General features: G+C 63.5%; 11 protein-coding genes and 1 riboswitch. Of the genes, 6 read left to right on the top strand and 5 right to left on the bottom strand.

From position 1 onward, the window contains the following. The first annotated feature begins 75 nt into the window (after positions 1 to 75). Both PAQ31011_RS13765 and wrbA read left to right on the top strand, forming a co-directional pair. On the top strand, positions 76 to 369 hold the full coding sequence (locus PAQ31011_RS13765) for a hypothetical protein (RefSeq protein ID WP_150576317.1): 294 nt from the start codon (positions 76 to 78) through the stop codon (positions 367 to 369). A 113-nt stretch (positions 370 to 482) separates the two neighbouring features. After that, on the top strand, positions 483 to 1,115 hold the full coding sequence (gene wrbA, locus PAQ31011_RS13760) for an NAD(P)H:quinone oxidoreductase (protein ID WP_150576316.1): 633 nt from the start codon (positions 483 to 485) through the stop codon (positions 1,113 to 1,115). Positions 1,116 to 1,187: 72 nt separating this feature from the next. Here wrbA and blaOXA read toward each other — a convergent pair whose 3' ends face one another. Beyond that, positions 1,188 to 2,066 carry an OXA-62 family carbapenem-hydrolyzing class D beta-lactamase gene (blaOXA, locus tag PAQ31011_RS13755; protein ID WP_150576315.1) on the bottom strand — a complete coding sequence of 293 codons (879 nt, stop codon included), beginning with the start codon at positions 2,064 to 2,066 and terminating at the stop codon, positions 1,188 to 1,190. A gap of 314 nt (positions 2,067 to 2,380) precedes the next feature. Between blaOXA and PAQ31011_RS13750 the strand changes: the two genes are divergently transcribed. After that, entirely contained in the window at positions 2,381 to 4,036 is a 1,656-nt protein-coding gene (locus tag PAQ31011_RS13750; protein WP_150576314.1) for a hypothetical protein, read from the top strand. A gap of 99 nt (positions 4,037 to 4,135) precedes the next feature. Further along, positions 4,136 to 4,234: riboswitch (TPP riboswitch) on the top strand. A 73-nt stretch (positions 4,235 to 4,307) separates the two neighbouring features. Continuing rightward, on the top strand, positions 4,308 to 6,224 hold the full coding sequence (gene thiC, locus PAQ31011_RS13745) for a phosphomethylpyrimidine synthase ThiC (RefSeq protein ID WP_150576313.1): 1,917 nt from the start codon (positions 4,308 to 4,310) through the stop codon (positions 6,222 to 6,224). Between the two features lie 184 nt (positions 6,225 to 6,408). On the opposite strand, the gene PAQ31011_RS13740 is transcribed toward thiC, so the two are convergent. Continuing rightward, positions 6,409 to 7,545: a hypothetical protein gene (locus PAQ31011_RS13740; protein WP_150576312.1), complete on the bottom strand. Its 1,137-nt coding sequence runs from the start codon at positions 7,543 to 7,545 to the stop codon at positions 6,409 to 6,411. 589 nt (positions 7,546 to 8,134) lie between these two features. Between PAQ31011_RS13740 and paeA the strand changes: the two genes are divergently transcribed. Next, positions 8,135 to 9,496 carry a polyamine export protein PaeA gene (paeA, locus tag PAQ31011_RS13735; protein WP_150576311.1) on the top strand — a complete coding sequence of 454 codons (1,362 nt, stop codon included), beginning with the start codon at positions 8,135 to 8,137 and terminating at the stop codon, positions 9,494 to 9,496. Here the strand turns inward: paeA and recD are convergent. From recD to recC, 3 genes are read right to left on the bottom strand one after another with little or no spacing between them, the layout of a single operon-like run. Further along, positions 9,444 to 11,618 (bottom strand): exodeoxyribonuclease V subunit alpha, encoded by a 2,175-nt coding sequence (gene recD / locus PAQ31011_RS13730; RefSeq protein WP_150576310.1) that lies wholly within the window; start codon positions 11,616 to 11,618, stop codon positions 9,444 to 9,446. The two genes, paeA and recD, sit on opposite strands and share 53 nt — an antisense overlap. Then, positions 11,615 to 15,523 carry an exodeoxyribonuclease V subunit beta gene (gene recB, locus PAQ31011_RS13725; RefSeq protein ID WP_150576309.1) on the bottom strand — a complete coding sequence of 1,303 codons (3,909 nt, stop codon included), beginning with the start codon at positions 15,521 to 15,523 and terminating at the stop codon, positions 11,615 to 11,617. Before recB ends, recD begins: the two co-directional genes overlap by 4 nt. Next, positions 15,520 to 18,954 (bottom strand): exodeoxyribonuclease V subunit gamma, encoded by a 3,435-nt coding sequence (recC, locus tag PAQ31011_RS13720; RefSeq protein WP_150576308.1) that lies wholly within the window; start codon positions 18,952 to 18,954, stop codon positions 15,520 to 15,522. Before recC ends, recB begins: the two co-directional genes overlap by 4 nt. 311 nt (positions 18,955 to 19,265) lie before the next feature. Between recC and PAQ31011_RS13715 the strand changes: the two genes are divergently transcribed. Beyond that, on the top strand, positions 19,266 to 21,488 hold the full coding sequence (locus PAQ31011_RS13715) for an FUSC family protein (RefSeq protein ID WP_150576307.1): 2,223 nt from the start codon (positions 19,266 to 19,268) through the stop codon (positions 21,486 to 21,488). The last annotated feature ends 42 nt before the right edge of the window (positions 21,489 to 21,530 follow it).

The following is a 21,530-nucleotide window of genomic DNA, read 5'->3' as shown; positions in this document are numbered from 1 at the left end:
TCGGGCGTCTGCCCCGCCATCGTGCCTCGACGACATGCCCGCGCCCTGCGGGCATTGTGTTTCCGGTACGGCGTCATGGACTTGTTCATCAAATACTTCAGCCCGCTGTGGCTCTTCCACGCGGCAGCCGATCTGTCTTTCTGGCAGCGGCATCAACTCGACGCGCGTATGCAGATCGTGAGTCGCTTCATGTGGCGCTACGTCATGCGCTGGTGTGTCGTGAGCGCCATGCTGCTCGTACCCGCCGCCGTGATGGCGCATGGACTCGCGGCCACGGGCCTCGCACTGGCCGGTGGCGTCTCGGCAAGCGTTACGGTGCTCATGGCAGCGTTGGCGCTGGGTTGCCTTATCGGATCGCGGTTGCGCTAAAGCGGCTCACGGCTGCGCTAAAGCGTCATCCGCGTCGACTATGATGGAACGGCTCGCCTCGCGCGGCCGACGGTCCGCGACGCCAGCATCTTTCGACCCCAAAGGAGAATTCCATGGCCAACGCCAAGATCCTGGTGGTGTTCTATAGCATGTTCGGACATATCTACAAGATGGCTGACGCGGTTGCCGAAGGCGCGCGCAGCGTCGCCAGCGCCGACGTCGCTGTCATGCAGGTCCCCGAACTCGTGCCCGACGACGTGCTGGAAAAAAGCGGCGCGAAGGCCGCACGTGCTGCCTTCGCCAACGTGCCGGTCGCACGCGTCGACCAGCTCGCCGAGTACGATGCGATCATCTTCGGCACCCCAACGCGCTTCGGCAACATGACCGCGCAAATGCGCAACTTCCTCGACCAGACCGGCGGCCTCTGGGCCAAGGGGGCGCTTGCTGGCAAAGTCGGCAGCGTGTTCGCGAGCACCGGCACGCAGCATGGTGGACAGGAAACGACGATCACCAGCTTCCATACCACCCTGCTCCACCACGGCATGATCATCGTCGGCGTGCCGTACACGGAACCCGCGCTCACCAACATGAAAGAGATCACCGGGGGTACGCCCTACGGTGCCACGACGCTCGCCGGTGCCGACGGCTCACGTCATCCGAGCGAGAACGAGCTGACGATTGCGAGGACGCAAGGCCGTCACGTTGCGGAAATCGCCGCTGCGCTGAAACACGGCCGCGCCCTGTAAGACGCGTCGGCAAATCACTCGCAACGCGTGCGGCGCGACGCCATTCGGCGTTCGCGTCGCACGGCATCACGCTCAGATCAACTTCAGGTTCTTCAGCACTTCACGCACGATACGCGCGCGCTTCGGGCCGTCGGCCTCACCGTTCATATCGATGTTCAGCGCAATCATCGTCAGATTGCCGTCACGCTCCAGCCAGCCCACCCACCAGCCGATGTCCGGCTTCTTGTCGACGAACCAGCCGGTCTTGCCGTGCAGCACATAGTCGGCGTTCGCTTCGACGATGGAAATCTGGCGGACGATGTCTTGCGAACGCGCCGAGAACGGCAACGTGCCGCGCGCCAGACGCTGCAGGAAATCGACTTGCTCGCGCGCCGATATCTGCAAGCTGTCGTCCACCCAATACGTGTCGTTCACGCGACCGATGGTCCGGTTACCGTACCCGACGGCGTCAAGCTTCGCCTGCGCATATGCGCGTGGAATCTTGTGTGAAACGACCTGATAGCACGGGTAGCACGACACGCGAAACGCGTCGCGCAGATTCAACTCCGCATTCCACGCCTTCATGCGGCGCGGTTTGCCGTCCCAGGGAATCGTCTCGCGCTCGTTGTCCAGCGCGCCCGATTCCAGCGCCAGCAGACTGTTGAAGATCTTGTACGTCGACGCCGGCGACATGCGCCGCTCGGCACGCGCCGAATCGTACGCCTGATAGGTCTGCGTCTTGCCGTCGAGCACCACGACCGTGCCCCTTACGTTTTCCGCCGCAAAGAACTTGCCCCAGTCGGCGCGCTCGGTCAGGTGGACGGGGGTTGCCACAGAAGGTGCGCCCGGCGCAGACGCCCGCGACAATTCCAACGCATGTGCGGGCGAGGGCAGCAAACCGTGCGCAACGACCGCCGACGCCAGACGCAGCACGATAGCCGCACGACGCCAGCGAGAGAGAATTCGTTTCATTTCGTTATCCTTATTTTCAGAATGCAAGTGGGTGACATCGAGATGACACACCGGGTGCGGCAGCGACGCCGAAACGTCGTCGCTGCCGATATAAGTCGCGCTGGCCAGGCACTGCTTTTTCGAAAGCGTTTGCAGCTTAGTGCGCGTTTCGGCAGCTGCAAAGCAAAGCTACCGTAACCGACGTAACCGCCGTATCATCGGCTCGCCCCTTCCATGAATTCGTGGAACGTGCGCACGCCGTTTGCGACGCAACGCGCGTCGCTGCTTTTTGCCACGCTTCCTGCCACGCTTGCTGCCCGAGTCACTCAGTCAACATGAACGACACCACCGAGCCGACGCTCGCTCCCACACTCGTCGTGCGACTCGACGCGCCGCAGAAAATCGACGCTCAGCCGGTGCGATACCAGAGCCTGTGGTTGCTGATGCGCGTCTATTACGCGGCGCATTTCGAGGCGTCGCCGGTGACGCTCGCGTCGCTGAAGATCCGCTTCGGTCAGGCTGGCCTAGGGGGCGATCTGCGCATGCTCATCAGCCGCGCGTTTTCGGACTTTGCGCGATGGGGCGTCGCGGTCGGCTGGGGCGACGACCGGCATGCGGATGTGCGTCTGCTCCCTACGCGCGGACGCGGCAAGGGCCCCTTCTGGCTCGCCGCGCACGAGATGTCGCGCATCCAAGTCGCCATCGGCGACACGACACCTGCCGACCCGCGCCGCGCTATTGCGGCATTTCTCGGCTTGCCGCAGGACAGCGCACCCGACGCCCAGTCGCCCGCGCTCGATTACGTCATGCAGGACATCGCGTTCTGGCATCACCTGACGCTCGGCAAGCGCGACATGCAGGACGGCGTGTTCTTCGCTCCGCCGCCGCCTTCGACGCAAAGCGAAGCCAGACGCCAGCGCACGGGCGCGATCCCGTCGTTCCATGCAGCCCAGGTGTGTGCCGTGGACGACGTGCAGCGTGGCATTGCACTGCTCGCCGAGACCATCGTGTGGCGTCGTATGGGCGACGCCGCGCGCACGAAGCAAACGTTAGCCACACTCGCCGCGACCTTCGGTGCGAGCCAGCCCGGTTCGCCGACGTTGCGCGCAATGCACTGGATCGTGCAGGCATGGCAAGCCTACGCATTGCGTGATGAGCCGGGTGCGTTCGCGCATCTGCAACGCATCAGCGACGACGTGTCGCTCGCGCCGTGTCTCGTCTACAACCCGCGCATTCGCTTCGAAAGCCGCAATCTCCAGGCGTTGCTGTACAAGTCGCACGCCGCGCGCAATGGCCCGATGCCCGCACGCGCGCAATCGGCCGCCGACGCGCTGGCCGCCTTTTCCGACGCCCTGCAAGCCGCGTTCGAAGCCGACTCCATCGAGCTAGCCCAGCACGTCGCGGCCAACATCGGCCTGTCGCTCTGGCTGTTCTGGCAGGAGTCGCTGATCGACCCCGGCAGACGGCTGGCGGCGGCCGAAGTGCAACGTCAGGCATTGCGGTGGATCGGCTTGTCCGAGTGGATTTGCGACCGCTTCGGCGTGGGCGGGAATTCCGTCTGGAATACGGTGTTCCTGCTGCGCATTGCGCGCGGTGCCGTGCCGGTGCGACGCGATCCCGATCTGGAGACGTTGCGCGCGAGCACGCCCCTTGCGGTCGATGCGTTTCTCGACGCCGTCCAGCCGTTCGGCGCGCCCTTCTCGCGCGCCAAAGGTTTCCTGCGCTGGACCGATGTCGTTGCCACCACACTCGCGGATCACGAAGAGGGACGCGTGCGCTTCGAACCGCTGCAACTCGCCAATCTGTGGTTCGAAATGCTGTGGTTCGCGCTGCATCAGGACGGCGACTCGCCGCAAGCGTTTCACGCGGCGCAATCGCTTGGTCGCGTACTGCCCATGCTGCCGCCGCCCGACCGTCGCTTTTTCCGCGATGCGCTGCGCCTGATGCCACGAGAATTTCAACGCGAGGTGCGTGTGGCGCAGGACGGTTGATGCGCCCGTCGATATGCCGCACCGCACCATTTTCAGTTCACGTTTTTCGGGACACATCGTGCTTGTTTTGCCCCGCATGTCGGTGTATCGTTGCCGCAAAGCTAAGCGCAGGGGTCCTGCAACGTGAGTTGTGGGTGAGAAATACCCTTAGAACCTGATCTGGATAATGCCAGCGCAGGGAGCGTAGAAATTCCTCGCCCCCGTTCATGCTCCTGAGCCGCTTTGCGCCGAAATTGTCGGCGTCAACACGTGCCCCGCCAGGAGACATTGCATGAACGCCAATCCGAAGTTCCTCTCAGCCAACGCGCGCGTGGACGAAGCCGCGATCGCACCGCTGCCCAATTCCCGCAAGATCTACGTCGAAGGCTCGCGTCCGGACATTCAGGTCCCGATGCGCGAAATCTCGCAAGCCGATACGCCTACGAGCTTCGGCGGCGAAAAGAACCCGCCGATCTACGTATACGACTGCTCGGGCCCGTACACCGATCCGAACGCGACCATCGACATCCGCTCCGGTCTGCCCGCGCTGCGCGCGAAGTGGATCGAAGAGCGCGGCGACACCGAAGCCCTGCCGGGCCTGTCCTCGGCCTACGGCCGTGAGCGCGCCGACGACAGCGCGACCGCCGATCTGCGCTTCCCGGGCCTGCATCGCACGCCGCGCCGCGCCAAGGCCGGCAAGAACGTGACGCAGATGCACTACGCGCGTCAGGGCATCATCACGCCCGAAATGGAATACATCGCGATTCGTGAAAACCTGCGCCGTCAGGAATATATCGAAAGCGTGCGCGCCGCCGGTCCGCAAGGCGAGCGTCTCGCGAAGCTGCTCACGCGTCAGCATCCGGGTCAGCATTTCGGCGCCAGCATCCCTGCCGAAATCACGCCGGAATTCGTGCGCGACGAAATCGCTCGCGGCCGCGCCATCATCCCGAACAACATCAACCACCCGGAATCCGAGCCGATGATCATCGGCCGCAACTTCCTCGTGAAGATCAACGCGAACATCGGCAACTCGGCCGTGACATCGTCGATCGGCGAAGAAGTGGACAAGATGACGTGGGCGATCCGCTGGGGCGGCGACACGGTGATGGATCTGTCGACCGGCAAGCACATCCACGAAACGCGCGAATGGATTCTGCGTAACAGCCCGGTGCCGATCGGCACGGTGCCGATTTATCAGGCGCTCGAAAAGGTCAACGGCAAGGCCGAAGACCTGACGTGGGAAATGTTCCGCGACACGCTCATCGAGCAGGCCGAGCAAGGCGTCGACTACTTCACGATCCACGCCGGCGTGCGTCTCGCGTACGTGCCGATGACGGCCAACCGCATGACGGGTATCGTCAGTCGTGGCGGCTCGATCATGGCCAAGTGGTGTCTCGCGCACCACAAGGAAAGCTTCCTGTACACGCACTTCGAAGAGATCTGCGAAATCATGAAGGCGTATGACGTCGCGTTCTCGCTGGGCGACGGTCTGCGTCCCGGCTCGATCTACGACGCCAACGACGAAGCGCAACTCTCCGAACTCAAGACGCTCGGCGAACTCACGCAAATCGCGTGGAAGCACGACGTGCAGGTCATGATCGAAGGCCCGGGCCACGTGCCGATGCAGCTCATCAAGGAGAACATGGATCTCCAGCTCGAGTACTGCGACGAAGCCCCGTTCTACACGCTCGGACCGCTGACCACGGACATCGCTCCGGGTTACGACCACATCACGTCGGGTATCGGCGCGGCCACCATCGGCTGGTACGGCACGGCCATGCTGTGCTACGTCACGCCGAAGGAACACCTTGGCTTGCCGAACAAGGACGACGTGAAGGAAGGCATCATCACGTACAAGCTCGCAGCCCACGCAGCCGACCTCGCCAAGGGTCACCCGGGTTCGCAGATTCGTGACAATGCGCTGTCGAAGGCACGCTTCGAATTCCGTTGGGAAGACCAGTTCAACCTCGGTCTCGATCCGGACAAGGCGCGTGAATTCCACGATGAAACGCTGCCGAAGGATTCGGCCAAGGTCGCTCACTTCTGCTCGATGTGCGGACCGCACTTCTGCTCGATGAAGATCACGCAGGACGTTCGCGATTACGCTGCCAAGCAGGGCCTCACCGACGAAGCCGCCCTCAAGCAAGGGATGGAAGTCAAGGCTGTCGAGTTCGTGAAGAGCGGTGCCGAAATCTATCGTCGCACCTGATTAACACGCGAGCTGGCACGTGCGCGGCGGTGGGCTTCGACGCCGCTGCCGTGTACGGCGGACCAGCGTGTAGTCAAAAAAGCGCGCCCGGGTAAAACCGGGCGCGTTTTTTGTTGCAATGCGATTGTCGACGACCATCGACGAAGTCAGGCTGACAACCTTGCCCGCAGATGTGAAACCGTCGTTATGCGACCAAAGGCGATTCGCTGGTCACGGCAGCTGGCATAGTAGGCACGCCGCGTTGCGTCAGATAATTACGCAACCGCTCTACGGCGATGTGCTTGGCGACCGAATACATTGACGTTGCCAGCGCCGTGAACGCCGCCGTGTTGGTCGCGGGCATGGCGGCGGCATCCATCACTTCGGTGTGGCGCATGTCCCAGTGACGCTCGCCCAGTTGCTCGACACCGAGCGCGAGCTTCGCCCATTCGTCCGTCCCCAGACCGATCAACGCCGGCAGATCGCCGCGCACAATCGCCTGCTGCATCGGCAGACCGGCGGCGAATCCCACACGAAGCATCCATTCGGTGCTTTCGCTCGGGGGTACGACACGCGTACCCGCTTGCAGACGCGCGTTCAGCTTGCCGATGAATTTGGACGGCGTCTCATGCACGAGACATGCCGTCGACCACTCCTTCTTACCCGCTAGATCCGGCTTGCCGGTCCATCGACGTGCCGTGTCCGCCACCGCCTTCGTCACATCGGCACGGGTCGGCTCGAACGGCACCGTGCCGTTGCGACCGTCAGTGCCGAGCAAGGAACCGTTGACGATATCGCGACAGACTTGCGCGCGTTCGCTGCGTCCGTCCGGCATGACGACCGGGTGGTTGCGCCCGTCCAACGCGGCAATGCGCGTGCTGACCTGATGCGAACCGGCACAGACGTGCAGCGTTGCCAGCGCCGCCGGCGGGAGCACCGCTTGTGCGACACGCGGCGCGAGAAAGGCCGCCAGCGCTTCCCCGGTCATCGGTGCTTCAAGAACATCCACACTGTCGACATCCACGAGCCCGTGCCGGAGCGCGCCGGACGATGTCTCGCCAGACCGATCCTCTTGCGACGTTACGCCAGCAAAATCGGCTTCGAGCTGACGACGGGCACTGTCCTGATTCGTGATCCTCGACGATTGCGCCAATCCCGCTGCCTGCGACTCACGCGCGGTCCACGGATGCGCGACGGCAGCGCTTGGCACATTTGCGATGCGCGCAAGCGACATGCCTGCGGCGCTGGCCGGCCCGGTGCCGGGATGAAGCGCGACGGATGCGAGCGGGGCAAAACCGCCCATAGCGGGTGCGTGATTCGCGAACTGCATACCGAAAGTCATCGATAAGTCCTCACATTTGGGAAAGGGAGATGCGTGGTTGGCACCACGGTCTGGACGTCACCTGCGCCGCGCCCCACTGCCCCCGACAGATCTCGGATGTCGCCGGGCGGCGTCGTCAAGACGGCGTCCACAATGCCCGAACGGTCGGTCGGTAATTTTCGGTTCTGCACGCGGACTCTCGCAGCTCGTGCAAGCGACCGCCTCGGAGTGGACAGCCGGGCTGCTTGAATGCGTCCCGAGTGCGCCCGGTGCGCGCCAGGTACGCAGGGGTCGCGCTGTCGGAGTGCCCCGAACTTATGGCATGCTATCGGACAGCGGTACAGCCGACGCGGCTGACGCGACCCGCCCAACGGCGTCTTTTGGGGACCCGTGGCCTGCGCAGTCCGTGCAGTACAGGCCACGAATTTTGTCCGCCGTTTATGCCGAAGCGGGTACGCTGCTCCCGCGCTCCAGCCCGAAGGCATCTCAAAATGATGGCCCGCCGGCCTTGTTTTGAAATGTCTCCCTGCTCCCGGACCCACTCCCGTGCGAACCGGTCCGGCCTGCGCCGCGGCTATGTATCCGCACTCGCACTTTCAGGGACAACAATATGAGTGGTTACGGTTTTCTTTTCAGTATTCTCTTGCTGGTGCTGGCAAGCGCCTTCTTTTCCGCCGCCGAAATCTCGCTCACAGCCGCCAAGCGCACCAAACTCCAGGTGCTCATGGAGAAGGGCGACGAGCAGGCCGTCAAAGTGCTGGCGCTCAAGGAGCAGCCCGGCAACTTCTTCACCGTCGTGCAGATCGGCGTGAATGCCGTCGCCGTGCTCGGCGGTGTACTCGGCGAGAGCTTCCTCACCGGCTACCTGTTCGACTGGCTATCGCCCTTTGCGGACGAGGCGTTAGCGCTACGACTGGCCGGCATCGGCTCGTTCCTGTTCATCACGATCGCCTTCATCCAGTTCGCCGATCTGATTCCGAAGCGCCTCGCGATGGTCAATCCCGAGCGCGTGGCGATGGCGATCATCGACCCGATGCTGCTTTGCCTGAAGGTTCTGCGTCCTTTGGTCTACGTCTTCAATGGCGTCGCCAACCTGTTTCTGCGCATGTTCAAGCTGCCCACCCATGCGATCGACAACATCACGTCGGAAGACATTGCAGCGATGGTCGGTGCCGGTGCGCAGGCCGGTGTGCTGCGCAAGCAGGAACTGCATCTGATCGAGAACGTGTTCGAACTGGAGTCACGTACCGTTGGTTCGGTCATGACCTTCCGCGACGACGTGGTGTACTTCACCATCGCCGAAGATGAGCGCAGCATCCGTCAAAAAATCACGGAAAGCCCGCATTCGAAATATCTCGTGTGTCGCGACGAAATCGACAACGTGCTCGGCTACGTCGACTCGAAGGACTTGCTCCAGCGCATTGCGAGCGAAGATCTCTCCAGCGTGATCCGCAATCTGGATCGCCTCTACGCCAAGAAGCTGCTGGTGATTCCGGACACGCTCAATTTGTCCGAAGCGCTGGCACGCTTCAAGGAAACCCGCGAAGGCTTCGCCGTTATCATCAACGAGTACGGTCTGGTGGTCGGCGTGGTGACGCTTAACGACATCGTGGGCGCACTCATGGGCGACGTCGTCCACCCGGCGGACGAAGACCAGATCGTGCAGCGTGACGAGCATTCCTGGCTCGTCGACGGTGTCACGTCGGTGGAGGACGTAAAAAAGGCGCTCGATATCGACGAGCTCCCCGGCGAGGGCGAGTTCGAAACCATCGCCGGGTTCATGATCTATCAGCTCAAGCGCATTCCGAAGAAGTCGGAAGCCACCGAAGCGGCGGGTTACAAATTCGAAGTGGTCGACATCGACAACTACAAGATCGACCAGTTGCTCGTCACCCGCATCGGTGCCGTTGCCGAGGCCGCTATCGCAGCGGCAAAGCTGAACGCGAACCCGTCGGAGAATCAGACGTCGTAGCCAGCACCTCCGTCAGACGGTCGGTCAGGCCGCCATCGCGCTGCGTCGGGCGTGCGATGGCCGACGCAATCACGGACCACGGCGCATACAACCACGCTTCCCGGCGCGCACGCGTGACGCCCGTATAGATCAGTTCTCGCGACAACACCCGGCTCGCCTGCTCCGGCAACACAATCGCGACGCGCTCGAATTCCGACCCCTGCGACTTATGAATCGTCATCGCAAATGCCGTTTCGTGCGCGGGCAAACTGGCAGGCGAGTAGAGGCGGTAGCCACCATCGGGCGTCGCGAACGCCACGCGCAACGTGCCGGAAGGTCCGAGCGGCAACGCAATGCCGATATCGCCGTTGAAGAGATTCAGCGCGTATTCGTTCTGCGTCACAAGCACCGGACGCCCAGCAAACCACGCACCGCCCCCCGCGCCCAATGCCACACCGGCGCGACGCGCCAGCAGCGCCGTTAGTTGTGCACCGAGAAACTCGACGCCTCGTCGCCCGCCCCGCGTCGCGCAAAGCACGCGAAACTTCCCAAAAGCAGCAAAGACAGGCTGAGCGACCATGGCAATGTCTGCCGTCGTAGCCGCGGCGGGATCGCCTAACTGCTCAATCGTCGTAAACGCTTCAGCGAGCGCATCGAGGTATTCGCCGTAACCATCGGCCAGCGTGTTCAGTGTGACGGGCGACAACTGGGTGCCGCCATCTTCGCTTAGCAGCACACGGTCCACCGGGTTGGCTTCGGAAGATGCACCACCCGCCGCTCCCCCGGCATTGACTCGGCCGGACTCGCTCTCGGCAACAGCGAACTCCTTGCGCGCATCGATGACTTTCCCAGTCTTGATGGCCGTTGCCAGACGACCGATCGCCGAGTTCGCCCCAAAGCGATAGGTGCGTTCCAGCCAGACGACGGCGTCCTCCAAACCGCGGGGCGCCCGGGCCTGCGCCGTCGGCGCAGTACCCGCTTGTGACACGCGGGTGCTGCTCACAGCTAGCGGACCCGAGCCAGGTAAGTCGTTTGAGGGCCAGCCAAGCGCCGACAGTAATTGCCTGCGCATCGACGGCGAAAACACCCGCTGGGCGCTCAGCTCACCGAACACCGCCCCCGCCTCGACGGCCGCCAACTGGTCCTTGTCTCCCAGCAAAATGAGACGCGCCCCGTCAGGCACCGCTTCCAGCAACTGCGTTGCCATCGACAAATCGATCATGGACGCCTCATCCACCACGATCAGGTCGTATGGCAAAGGGTTGCCTGCGTGATGACGAAAGCGTCGCCCCACCTGCTCCGCCGACTCCGGCAATACGCCGAGCAGTCGATGCAATGTCACCGCCGCTTCGGGGAGTGCGAGTCGCACGGTCTCGGGCAAGTCTTGACGCGCCGTCAGCGCTTCCTGCATACGCTGTGCCGCTTTGCCCGTGGGCGCTGCCAGCGCAACGCGCAGGTTGGCATCGCGCTCCAGCAGACACGCAATCAGACCGACGACCGTGGTCGTCTTCCCCGTCCCCGGGCCGCCGCTGAGCACGACCAGCGAGCGCTGCAATGCGAGCGCGGCTGCCGCCATCTGCCAATTCGGCTCCAGCTGGCCTTCGGGCGAGCGCAGCACACCCTCGCGGAAGTAGCGCTGCAAGCGCTTGCGGTCTTCGTCTGTGATCGCCGAGGTCGATGCCTCCTCGCTCACTGTCAGCTTTCGTCCGAGCGCGAGGGCAAGGCGTGCTTCATAGTGATAGTAGCGAGCCAGATACAGGCGGTCCTGATCGTCGAGCAAGAGCGGATAGGCGTGCGCCTGTACATCGCCTGCGCGCACGTGCGCGAGGCTGGCCGGCGCACATAAGCCGCTGGCGAAAAGCGCCTCTCGCCAGACGGACAACGCTGGCGCGTCACCGGGAAACAACTCGCCGCTGGCCTGCGCGTCGAGCAGGTTGTCGAGCGGCACGCAAACATGCCCTTCCGATGTGGCGAGACTGACTTCGAGCGCCGCCCGCCGAACATAGCGGCACGTGAGCTCATCGGCACCGTTCCCTCGCGCGAGCAACCCCATGCGACGCGCGAACCCTTGCGCAAGCCGAACCACCCCGCTGTCGACCAACGGTGCGCCGGACGCATCACCGGTATGGCGTCTATCGCTCATGCGCCCTCCCCGTAGGCGTGTACCGAGCCGCCCTGCGCGTCCAGCGAGAGTGCTTGCGCCAGCGCCGCATTCTCGCCTGCGGCGAACAGTCCATCGAGCGCGTCGACCATTTCCTGCGAGGGTTTGTCGAAGAAAACCCCCGGGACTTCGTCTCCGGCGAGATGCGCGCTGGCCCAATCGGGACGCACGCCCCGCACAAACAAATAGAGGCTGCCGCCCATATCGCGGTCGTAATCGTAATCAGGTAAGCGACGCCGCAAATAGCGATGCAGCGCCAGCGTGTAAAGCAAGTACTGAAGGTGATAGCCGTGTTCGGCCATGGCCTCGCGCAGACCATCGCCCCCGTAGTTCTCAGGGGCGGTTCCGAGGTAGTTCGACTTCCAGTCGAGAATCCACCATTGGCCACTGTGACGGAACACCAGATCGATGAAGCCTTTGAGATAGCCCCGCAGGACCGTTGCGTCCAGCGGCAAGTCGGGATATCCGAATTGGCGCAACAGGCCGCGCAGCGCGTCGAGCGACACCGCATCTGCCGGGTACGTGAACTCCATTTCGGTAAGACGCTCAGCCAGCGAGACATCCGCCAGTTGCATGCCGGGGCGCAGCGGCGTGGCGAGCGTGTCACTCAACATGTTCGTCATCATGGCGCGCCACGTGTCGTTTTGCTCCGCACCGCGTCCCGGCGGACGCTCGCGCAGCGCCCGCGACACCGCATGCGACCATTGGGCACGCGACTGGAAGTCCGCCAGTTCGAACACCCGGTGCAAGCTCTCCCCGGCGGCCGGGCCACGCGGGAAACGGAGAATATCGTCGACAGGCGGCCAGACGTCATCGCCTTCCGGCGGCAACGCAAACGTCGGTCCCGCATTGGCTTGCGCGTCGTAATCGGGACGTGTGCGCTCCGGTGCACTCAACTGTCCACCGCCAAGTTGCGGTCCGGTGTGCATTCCGGCTAACAACCCCGAGAAGCTCCCGATGCGCCATGCCTCGCGCAGGGCACGCGTACTCGCACGCGTGGTCAGTTCGGGTGCGGCATCGTGCACCACGCGCGTGTCGCCATCGAGCGCATCGCCCACAGGCAACGGCACGACGTCGAGCGGTCCACCCACCAGCGCCTTCCACGCCAGGCGAATCGTCTCGACGCGCTCATCGGCATCGAGGGTCGAAGCAATCCATGCGTCGAACGTCGTGCCTTGCCCGGCAGCAAGCCAGTTGAGCATGCCGCCACACGCTTCCTTCACGCTACGACGCGACGAATAGATGCCCGCCGCAAGATAGCAGCGGTACACCGCGCGCGTCAGCGCAACGTACAGCAGGCGCGCCTGCTCCGCCGATTGTTCCTGCCGCAACGCAGCAGCGGCGGGTGAGCCCTTGCCTGCCGCGTCGGTAAAGTCGATGACGGCCGTCGCGCCATCGTGGTACTCCAGCCCCTCGAGACCGCCTCCGTCGCGCACTGAACCGTCCCAAAGGAACGGGCAGAACACCACACCGTACTCAAGTCCCTTCGATTTGTGAACGGTCACGATCTGGACCAGATTCTGATCCGACTCCAGGCGCAACTGCGCCTCCTCGCCTCCGCTGGCATTGCGCTGCGACGCCAGCCAACGCAGCAAAGCAGGCATGCCCGGCTGCTCCGCCCATCGCGCTTGAGCAAGCTCCGCCAGATGCATGAAGTTGGTCAGACGACGCTCTCCACCGGACTGTGCGACCAACCGTGCCGCAAGTCCAAGCTCACGCATGAGCGTGCGCCACATGGCCGAGAATCCGCGATCGGTCCACAACTGACGATACCGTTGCAGGCGCTCGATCCACGCGATCGCCTCCGCATCCGAAGCGTCGCTGGTCTGCATGCGGTAAAGCGCCGTGGCATCGAGCCCGAACAACTCTGTCGCAAGCGCAGCACGCAGGGCTCGCACGTCGCCGGGTGCCTCCACCGCCCGCAGCACACGCAACAAGGTTTCCGCCTCTTCGCTCGCGAATACCGAGTCCTGCGTCAACTCCACGCTCCCTACCGCGTGCTCGGCGAGCATCGACTTCATCAGCGCGCCCTGACGGTGCGTCTGCACGATCACGGCAATATCGCCCGGTGCGAGTGGCTCGTCGCCGATCATCACATCACCACGCGACGCCCCCGCCAGCAAGCGGGCCACTTCGGCTGCCGTCGCGCGGGCGCACGCCTGCTGCGCCTCGTCCTTGGGTAGCGGCTCGTCGGCATCGGGTAGCCACCAGACGGTCAAGTCCGCGACGTCCCGCACATCCGTTAAGGGAGGACGCCGGCGCGTACCCGGCCGCACTGGCGGGTACTCAAGCCCGTCCAAGACGAAGGCACGATCGTTGGCACCGAATAGGCGGTTGCCGGCCTCGATGATGGCTGGCGTCGAGCGCTGATTGACGGCAAGCGTGTACGCCGCGTCGGCGTTCTCGCGTGCGGCCAGATAAGTGTGTAGATCCGCCGCACGGAAGCTGTAGATCGCCTGCTTGGGATCGCCGACCATGAACATCGGGCCGCGCCCGCTGACCGTTGGCGTTTTTTCCGTCGCTTCGTCAGTCACTTCGTCGGTCACTTCGTCCGAGACGTCACACGATGTGCCTGACCGATGTCCGTACACAGCGCTGAAGATGGCAAATTGCAGCGGATCGGTATCCTGAAATTCATCGATCAGTGCGCACGGATAGCGCTCGCGCAAAGCGTCCGCCAGATCGGGATGTTGATGCAAAGCACGCGCGATATTGCCAAGCAAGTCGTCGAACGACACCACACGCAGTTCGCGCTTGCGCAGCGCCAACTGTTCCGGCGCCTGCATCAGCCACTCACGCAGGATTCGCAGCCACTGCATTGCGTAGCGCTCTTCGGCATCCGCGCGCGCCCGAACGAGTACGTCCGCCATTTCAAAGAAGCGATGGTCGGGGGGCGTCTCCCCTTTCTTAATGTCCTTGGCGAGCCGCGTCGTCGTCAGCAACTCGGCCTTCGGCGCAAGCAATGCACCGGCGTCACGCGCCCCAAGATATCGTTGCCATGCCGAGACCGCCTGCGGGAGAGACGTCTCGTTGTAGATGTTTTTCTTATAGGACGGCAGTACCGCGCGCATCAGGTCGGCAATCACCGATGCCTCGGCCTCCCAGCAGTCGCATGCCGCCCAATACGTCGCCAGCAACGCCGAGTCGGGGGACGCCTGCGCATCGCCTTGCACAGCCTCCGGCCAACGCAACTCGGACATTGGCTTCTTCAGCCGACGTGCCAATTGATCCATGAGCGTGCCCGGTGAGCGCTTGCGATCGACCAGCCATGCAGCGAAGTTGTCGTCCTGCGCCGCCATCGGCTCGACAACACGACGCCAGAACTCCACCGCCAGATCGTGACGCACGCCGTTGTCGTCCGGCACCAGCTCGTAAGCGAATGGCAGCCCGGCGGCAAACGGCACTTCGGCGAGTGCGCGCTGGCAAAAACCGTGGATAGTGTGAATCGACGCCTGATCGAAGCCGCGCAACGCACGCTGGAGGCATTCCCGAATGGCCTTCGGCGACATATCCCCACGTTCGATCAGCCCGGCAATCATCACATTGAACAGGGGATCGTCGCTGGCGTCCGGGTCGAAGTCGGGGAAGTCGTCTCCGTCACCGTCATCGCCCTCGCCGTCGCCGTCGCATTCGTCCTCATCGAAGACCGGGGCCATCGCTGCGACCAGTCCTGCGAGTCGTCCCCGAATCCGCTCACGCAATTCTGCCGTCGCGGCATTCGTGAACGTCACGACCAAAATCTGCTCGACGGTGAGTTGCTTCTCAAGCAACAACCGGACATAGAGCGCGCAGATATTCCACGTCTTGCCCGTACCGGCCGACGCTTCGATCAGGCAGACACCATCGAGATCGCAACCGAAAACGTCGAGGTCGATGAGCTGGGTCATGCGCCCTCCACGATTTCAAGATGCTGCACCATCGGTCCGAACATCGTATTCGCCAGCAGGTCGAACGGCGACGCCAGCGGGTTTTCCACACCCCGCCAGATCAGCTTGGTATAGGGATCGTCGGCATCGCCGCGAGCGAATGCGGAGCCGGACCATGCGCCCTCTGCGTCTGTCATTTTTCCGGTGCTCGCCAGCTTCCATGCACTTCGCACAAAGAACGGCAACGGCCGTGTCTGCCCAAGGCGATACAACGCCACCCATTGCGCGAGAAGCGCCGCCGCATCGTCCACCGGACGCAACGCAAATGTCTCGTCCTCCCCGTACCAGAGCGTTCGCGGTGCGATCTCGAGCCCGGCATGATCCGGTTGCTGCAAATGTGCACAGAGCGCGAGGTGAGCGAGCCAGGCGGCGAGCAGATCGCTCGGACGCATGCTGCCATAGCGGTACATGACGAGGCCGTGGCGCGACACCGGAGCCAGACGTCCTTGCAGCAGGCAGTCTGCGGACAGTGTTGCATCGCCGTGCCAGATGGCATCGGTCGCTCCCGTCCACGACGGTGGAAGCACCGGTTTGAGCGGCAACGTCACCAGCAACTCCTGTGTGCCCTCCGCCTGCGCTTCTCGCACTTGCGTCGCCAGTGCACGCAACCCGCCGAGTTCACGTCGACGCCATACCGCCCCCGTCGCACCTCCCGGCAGTTCATGACTGACGTTCGCAATGCGCTCGATCGCTGCCGCCTGTGCGTGGGCATCCTGAGCGTCGTCGCGCAACAGTCGCGGCAGCAGTCGGGCAGCGAGCGCGTCTCGCCCCGACCAGTCGAGTACGAACGGCTCTTCGTCTTCGACTTCGGTGAGCATGTCGCCCAGCGACAGGCCCAGCCGGTCGCGCGCCCACGCCCGGCCCGGGTGACGCCAGAAGCGCAGCAGGTCGTCCAGCGTCAGGTGCGTTTGTGCGATGGCGGGCAATGGCTCATGAACGAATGGCGTAGCGGGTGCATCCGGCGCAGGTGATGCCAACTGATCGGCCAATTGCTGAGCCGCCTCGCCGTTGGAGACGTCGTAGCTGTAAAGCGACGGATCGAGCCCGTCGAAGTACGCGGGCGAGAACGGTTGAAGCGGATGCAAGACGACAAGCGTCTCACGGGCTTTGCGTTGCTCATCCAGGTCGAATCCCTGCGACACCGGCGCGAGCAACTGCCCCGTAAAGTCCAGCAATTCGTCCACCGCGGTGGACGGCGGCAACGGCGCGTTATCGCGGACGCTTCGCCCCGTATAGGTAATGAGAAAGCGGTCTTGCGCACTCAGCATCAAATCGAGGAACAGATTGCGCTCGTCATCGCGCCGCTGACGGTCACCGCGTTGTGGCAGTGCGCGCATGAGATCGAACTCGTCGGCACGCACGCGCCCGGGCAACACGCCATCATCCATGCCGATCATGCAGACCACGCGGTACGGCAACAGACGCAAGCTAGGAATGGCGGCGAAGGTCACGCGTCCCGACGGCACCCCGCCACGCGTCGGATCGTCGAGCGCGTCGGCCAGCACGCGCGCCACCACCTCCACCGGCACGCGCACCTCAGGTGCACCATCGGCAATGGCTGTACCGATCTGCTCGATGGCCATACGCACTTCGGCGACGTCATCGGCAAAACGCGGCTCATCCGAGAAGAACTGTTCCAGCATCGCCAGCAACTGATCGCGCCACGCGAGGCCGGTCCGCTCGGTCTGGAGCGACACCGCCGTCATATCGAGATCGTCGATCAGTCGCGCCAGTTGCCCCAGCAACTCGGCCCTGCCGCCCTCGATTCCGCCGACAGGCAGCCAATCGTCGACCGGCATGGCGTCGTCCGGCAAGGCGTAGCCGAGGAACAGCCGCATCATGGCGTCGCCCAGCGTATGACGCTCCAGCGCGGGGGGTACGTGCGCACCAGGTCCGGTCATCGCACCGTCGTGTGGCATCTGTCCGGTACCGTCGAGCCGCTGCAGGGCATCGCCGCGCCAGCCCCGGCGTGCGCCGGCACTGTGCAACCAGTTCTGAATGGCATCGAGCACATTGCCGCCCAGGTCGTAGCGCTGCGCCACCGCCTCCGTACGTGCGAGTTCGACAAGACTCGACGCCGCCACCCGCTGCTGCGGCAATGCCAGAATCGACGCGAAAGCGCGTGCGACAGGGTTGGTCCGCGTTGGCGGCAGGCCGGTCACCAGATAAGGAATGCGGGGCGTTGCGGTGCCGAACACAGCATCGATGAGTGGTGCCGCGCGGCCGAGGTCCGGCACGGTAATCAACACGTCGTCGGGACGCAAATCGGGGATTTCGTCGAAGCACGCCAGCAGGCGGTCGTGCAGGACCTCGATCTGACGCGCAAGGCTATGGCAGACATGCACTTGCACCGAACCATCGGCCGCGACCCCGTCGGGCGCACCATGACGACCGTCGTCCAGGGCAAGAATGCCGTTCTGCAAGGCGGCCAACAGCGTGGGCTCGGGATTCGGCTGGAAGAGCGCCCGGTCCTCCACCGCTTGCGGCGCAAGGTCTGCGTACAACGCATCGATGTGGGACTGCGTCTGTCGCCCCCATTCCGCCAGCAAGGGATGCCCTACCTCGCGGTGTGCTTTGCCATCGCGCTGGGTCAGATACGACAGCCGCGACGGCGGCACGATGTCGAACCAGTAGCTCTCGCAGGGATTGAGGACATAGAGATGCACGTCGATCAGGCGGGACATGGCCTTGAGCAAGGCCATCGAAAGCGGCGGCATCGACGACAGCGCGAACACACAGACCCGGGACGGCCAGCCGGCAGGCACGGTCTCCGGTGTGAGTTGCTCGATACGGTCGATCGCCCGCAACGTCGGGTGGCGCTCACGAATCTCGAGGTGCGCCAGTACCTGCCGCCACAAGGCACTTTGCCAAGCCTCGTCGGCGCGCTGGACGTCGCCCCAGGCTGTCGACGCTCCCGGCGAAATCACCTCGCCGGATTGCCACCGCTCCAACCAGTCCGGCCGGTAAGTCAGATATTGGTCGTAGATGTGGGCCAGGCGGTCGGCCAGCTCGAATCGCATGACGTCGTCTGCCCCAGCCAGATAACCGGCCAGGCGCGGCGACGCCTGTACCCACGGCTGCGCGAGACACTGATATAGCGGCCAGACCAGCCTGTCGGGTGCGAACGGCGAACTCTCCGGCACGGTGAGCAGTTTGCCCGCCATGTCCCACAACCATTGCGCCAGATACGTCAGGCGGACGTTTGCACACACACCGAAGACGTCCGCATAGTCCAGTTCGAGCCGGCGGCGCACCGCCACGCTCGGCACAACGATGGTTTCCGTCTCGAAGGGATTTCCCGCCCCCGCCAACGCGTCGGGTGCCTGTGCGATATCGCGCAACAGGGCGGCTTCGAGCGTGGTGAACCGGTTGGAGAAGAATAGATGGAGCATGCGGGCGTGGCGGCTGAGCGAGTCTGTTCGCAAGCATAACAAATGCCCTGCGCCAAAGCCCATCGGACAGATCCGAAAGCTCACCCCATCATGGGTGACGGCGGGTGACGACTGGGTGACGACTGGGTGACGACTGGGTGGCGGCAATCTGACGCCATGCCCGGCGCGCACAACCGTATCCCCCTCGGTGGCCCGCGTGTAACCGGCGGTATCCCCACTTCGCGGCACGCCGGGCATCGGCTAGACTCTCACTGCGCCGCGCCCACCCCATCGCGCGGCCGGCTTTGCTGCGGAACCCTCGCACCCGACGCATGGACTACCAGACCGATATCAAGAAGTTTCTCTATAGCCACTACTTTTTCAGCGGCACCCGGCAGGCGGTCGGCGTCATCCTGCCTGCGCTCGTCCTGTTTTGGGGGATGGATAAGCACCTGCTCGGCATCGAGGTCGCGTCCGGCGCGCTCTGCGCGAGCGTGGTCGACATCAACGGTCCGCTGCGTCACAAGCACACCGAACTGCTGAGCTGCACACTCCTCGGTGCCCTGACGGTACTGATCACCGGCATGGCAACGGCTGCCCAGCCGTGGCAACTCTGGATCACCTCGCTGATTCTGACGTTCGGTCTGTCGATGCTCGTGGTCTATGGGTTCCGTGCGTCGCTCGTGAGCTTCGCTTGTCTCATGATGATGGTCCTTAACGTTGAAGCGGACCTCACACGCCATCAGGCAGTACTCGACGCCGGAGCCGTGCTCGCAGGGGGGCTTTGGTACACCTACTTCAGCCTGTTCGTCTGTCGCATCTGGTGGTTTCGTATCGAGCAGCAAACGCTCGCCGAGTGCTTCTTCGTCACCTCGGAGTATCTGGAAGCCAAAGCGGCCTTCTACGATACGTCGACCGATATCGACGACTGCTACCGCCGTCTGATTGCGGCCCAGGTCAACGTCGTAGAGAAGCAGCAGGCGGCGCGCGAGATCATTCTGCGTAACCTGCCCCGGCTGCGCATCGGTGCGCTGGAGCCGCGTCGCACCATGTTGTTCAATCTGTTTATCAACATCGTCGATCTGCACGAGACGGTGGTGTCGGTGCATACCGACTATCCGATGCTGCGCCGCGAATTCGCCAACAACGACGTGCTGCTGTTCTTCCGCGACATGATCCGCAAGATCGCTATCGAGGTGGATGCGATTGGCTACGCCATCGCGACCAACGAGCCCTCGCGAGCACAACGCAGCTGGCGCGCAGAATTCCGGGCCATCGAGTACGAAATCGAAATCATGCGAAAGCAGTCGCTGCAACAGCGATCGCCGGAGGCCTATCAGGCACTCACCAGCACATTCCGTCGCGTATGGAGCACCACGCGTATCGTCGAGCGGATGCACCGCAACACCGATGTGAGCACGGCCGGCAACGCGACCGAAGTGCAGATCGATCAGGCCTTGCAGCGCTTTACCTCACGTCAGAGCTTTTCTCCGAAACTTCTCTGGAAGAATCTGACTTTTTCGTCACCGAGTTTCCGTCACGCGTTGCGGGTGACGATTGCCATCGCCACCGGGCTGCTCATCTGCGAAAACTGGTCGTTGCTCGCCGGGCAGGACCACAGCTACTGGGTACTGCTGACGATCATCGTGATTCTGAAGCCGGGTTTCAGCCTGACGAAGCAGAAGAATGCGCAGCGTCTGACCGGCACGCTGATCGGCTGTGTGAGCGTGCTGGTGATTCTCTCGTTCGTGCACAAAGCCTGGATTCTGCTCGCGCTCATGTTCTTCTGCATGGTCATGGGCAACAGCCTGTCGTTGTTCAACTACGGCTTGTCGGTTGTCTTTATGTCGTCGTACGTGCTGCTGCTGTTCCACTTCCTGTTGCCGGGTTCGCTCTCGGTGATCGGCGAGCGCGCGATCGACACGCTGATCGGATCGGCCATTGCGCTGGTGTGTTCGTATCTGTTCCCGTATTGGGAATACCGCTTGATGGGGCCGCTGATCCGCAACGCAGTGCAGTCCACACGCACCTATCTCGAATCGAGCGCCGCGCTCGATGGCAAACGCGACGACTTCGCCTATCGCATGGCACGTAAGGACATGCACATCGCCTTCGGGAATTTCGGCGCAGCCTTCAAGCGGATGATGCTCGAACCGAAATCCAAGCAGGTCGCGGTCGCGGAGTTGAACGATTTGCTGGTGCAGAACCACGTGATGGCGTCTTACATCACAGGCCTGTCGGACGTGCTGCCGCGACAGATCGCGGCAGACAAGAGCGGGGAGTTGGGGCAAGTGGTCGCCGCGATCAGCGACCTGCTCTCGCAAGCGGTCGCCGCACCGGCGGCGTCGGTGCCGACGGACACACAAGCTGCCACCGAAGCGATGCGCGATTACACGAAGCGTCTCGATGCCCTGGTCGTCGCAAAGGAACAGCAACCCGACGCTGTCGACGCTAACGTGCAGGAGATCAAGCAGGTCGTGCATCAACTCAAACAGATGTTGCGCGCGGGCGAGCTGATTCTGCGCGATATGCGGGCCATTCGTCTGCCCGCGTGACCCCATCCCATGCCCCCTCTCCCATTACGCCGCGCCGGACCG

Source organism: Pandoraea aquatica (genome assembly GCF_902459565.1).
Taxonomy (GTDB): domain Bacteria; phylum Pseudomonadota; class Gammaproteobacteria; order Burkholderiales; family Burkholderiaceae; genus Pandoraea; species Pandoraea aquatica.
The sequence above is the reverse complement of the archived record's forward strand: the minus strand, read 5'-3'. Positions and strand labels throughout refer to the sequence as shown.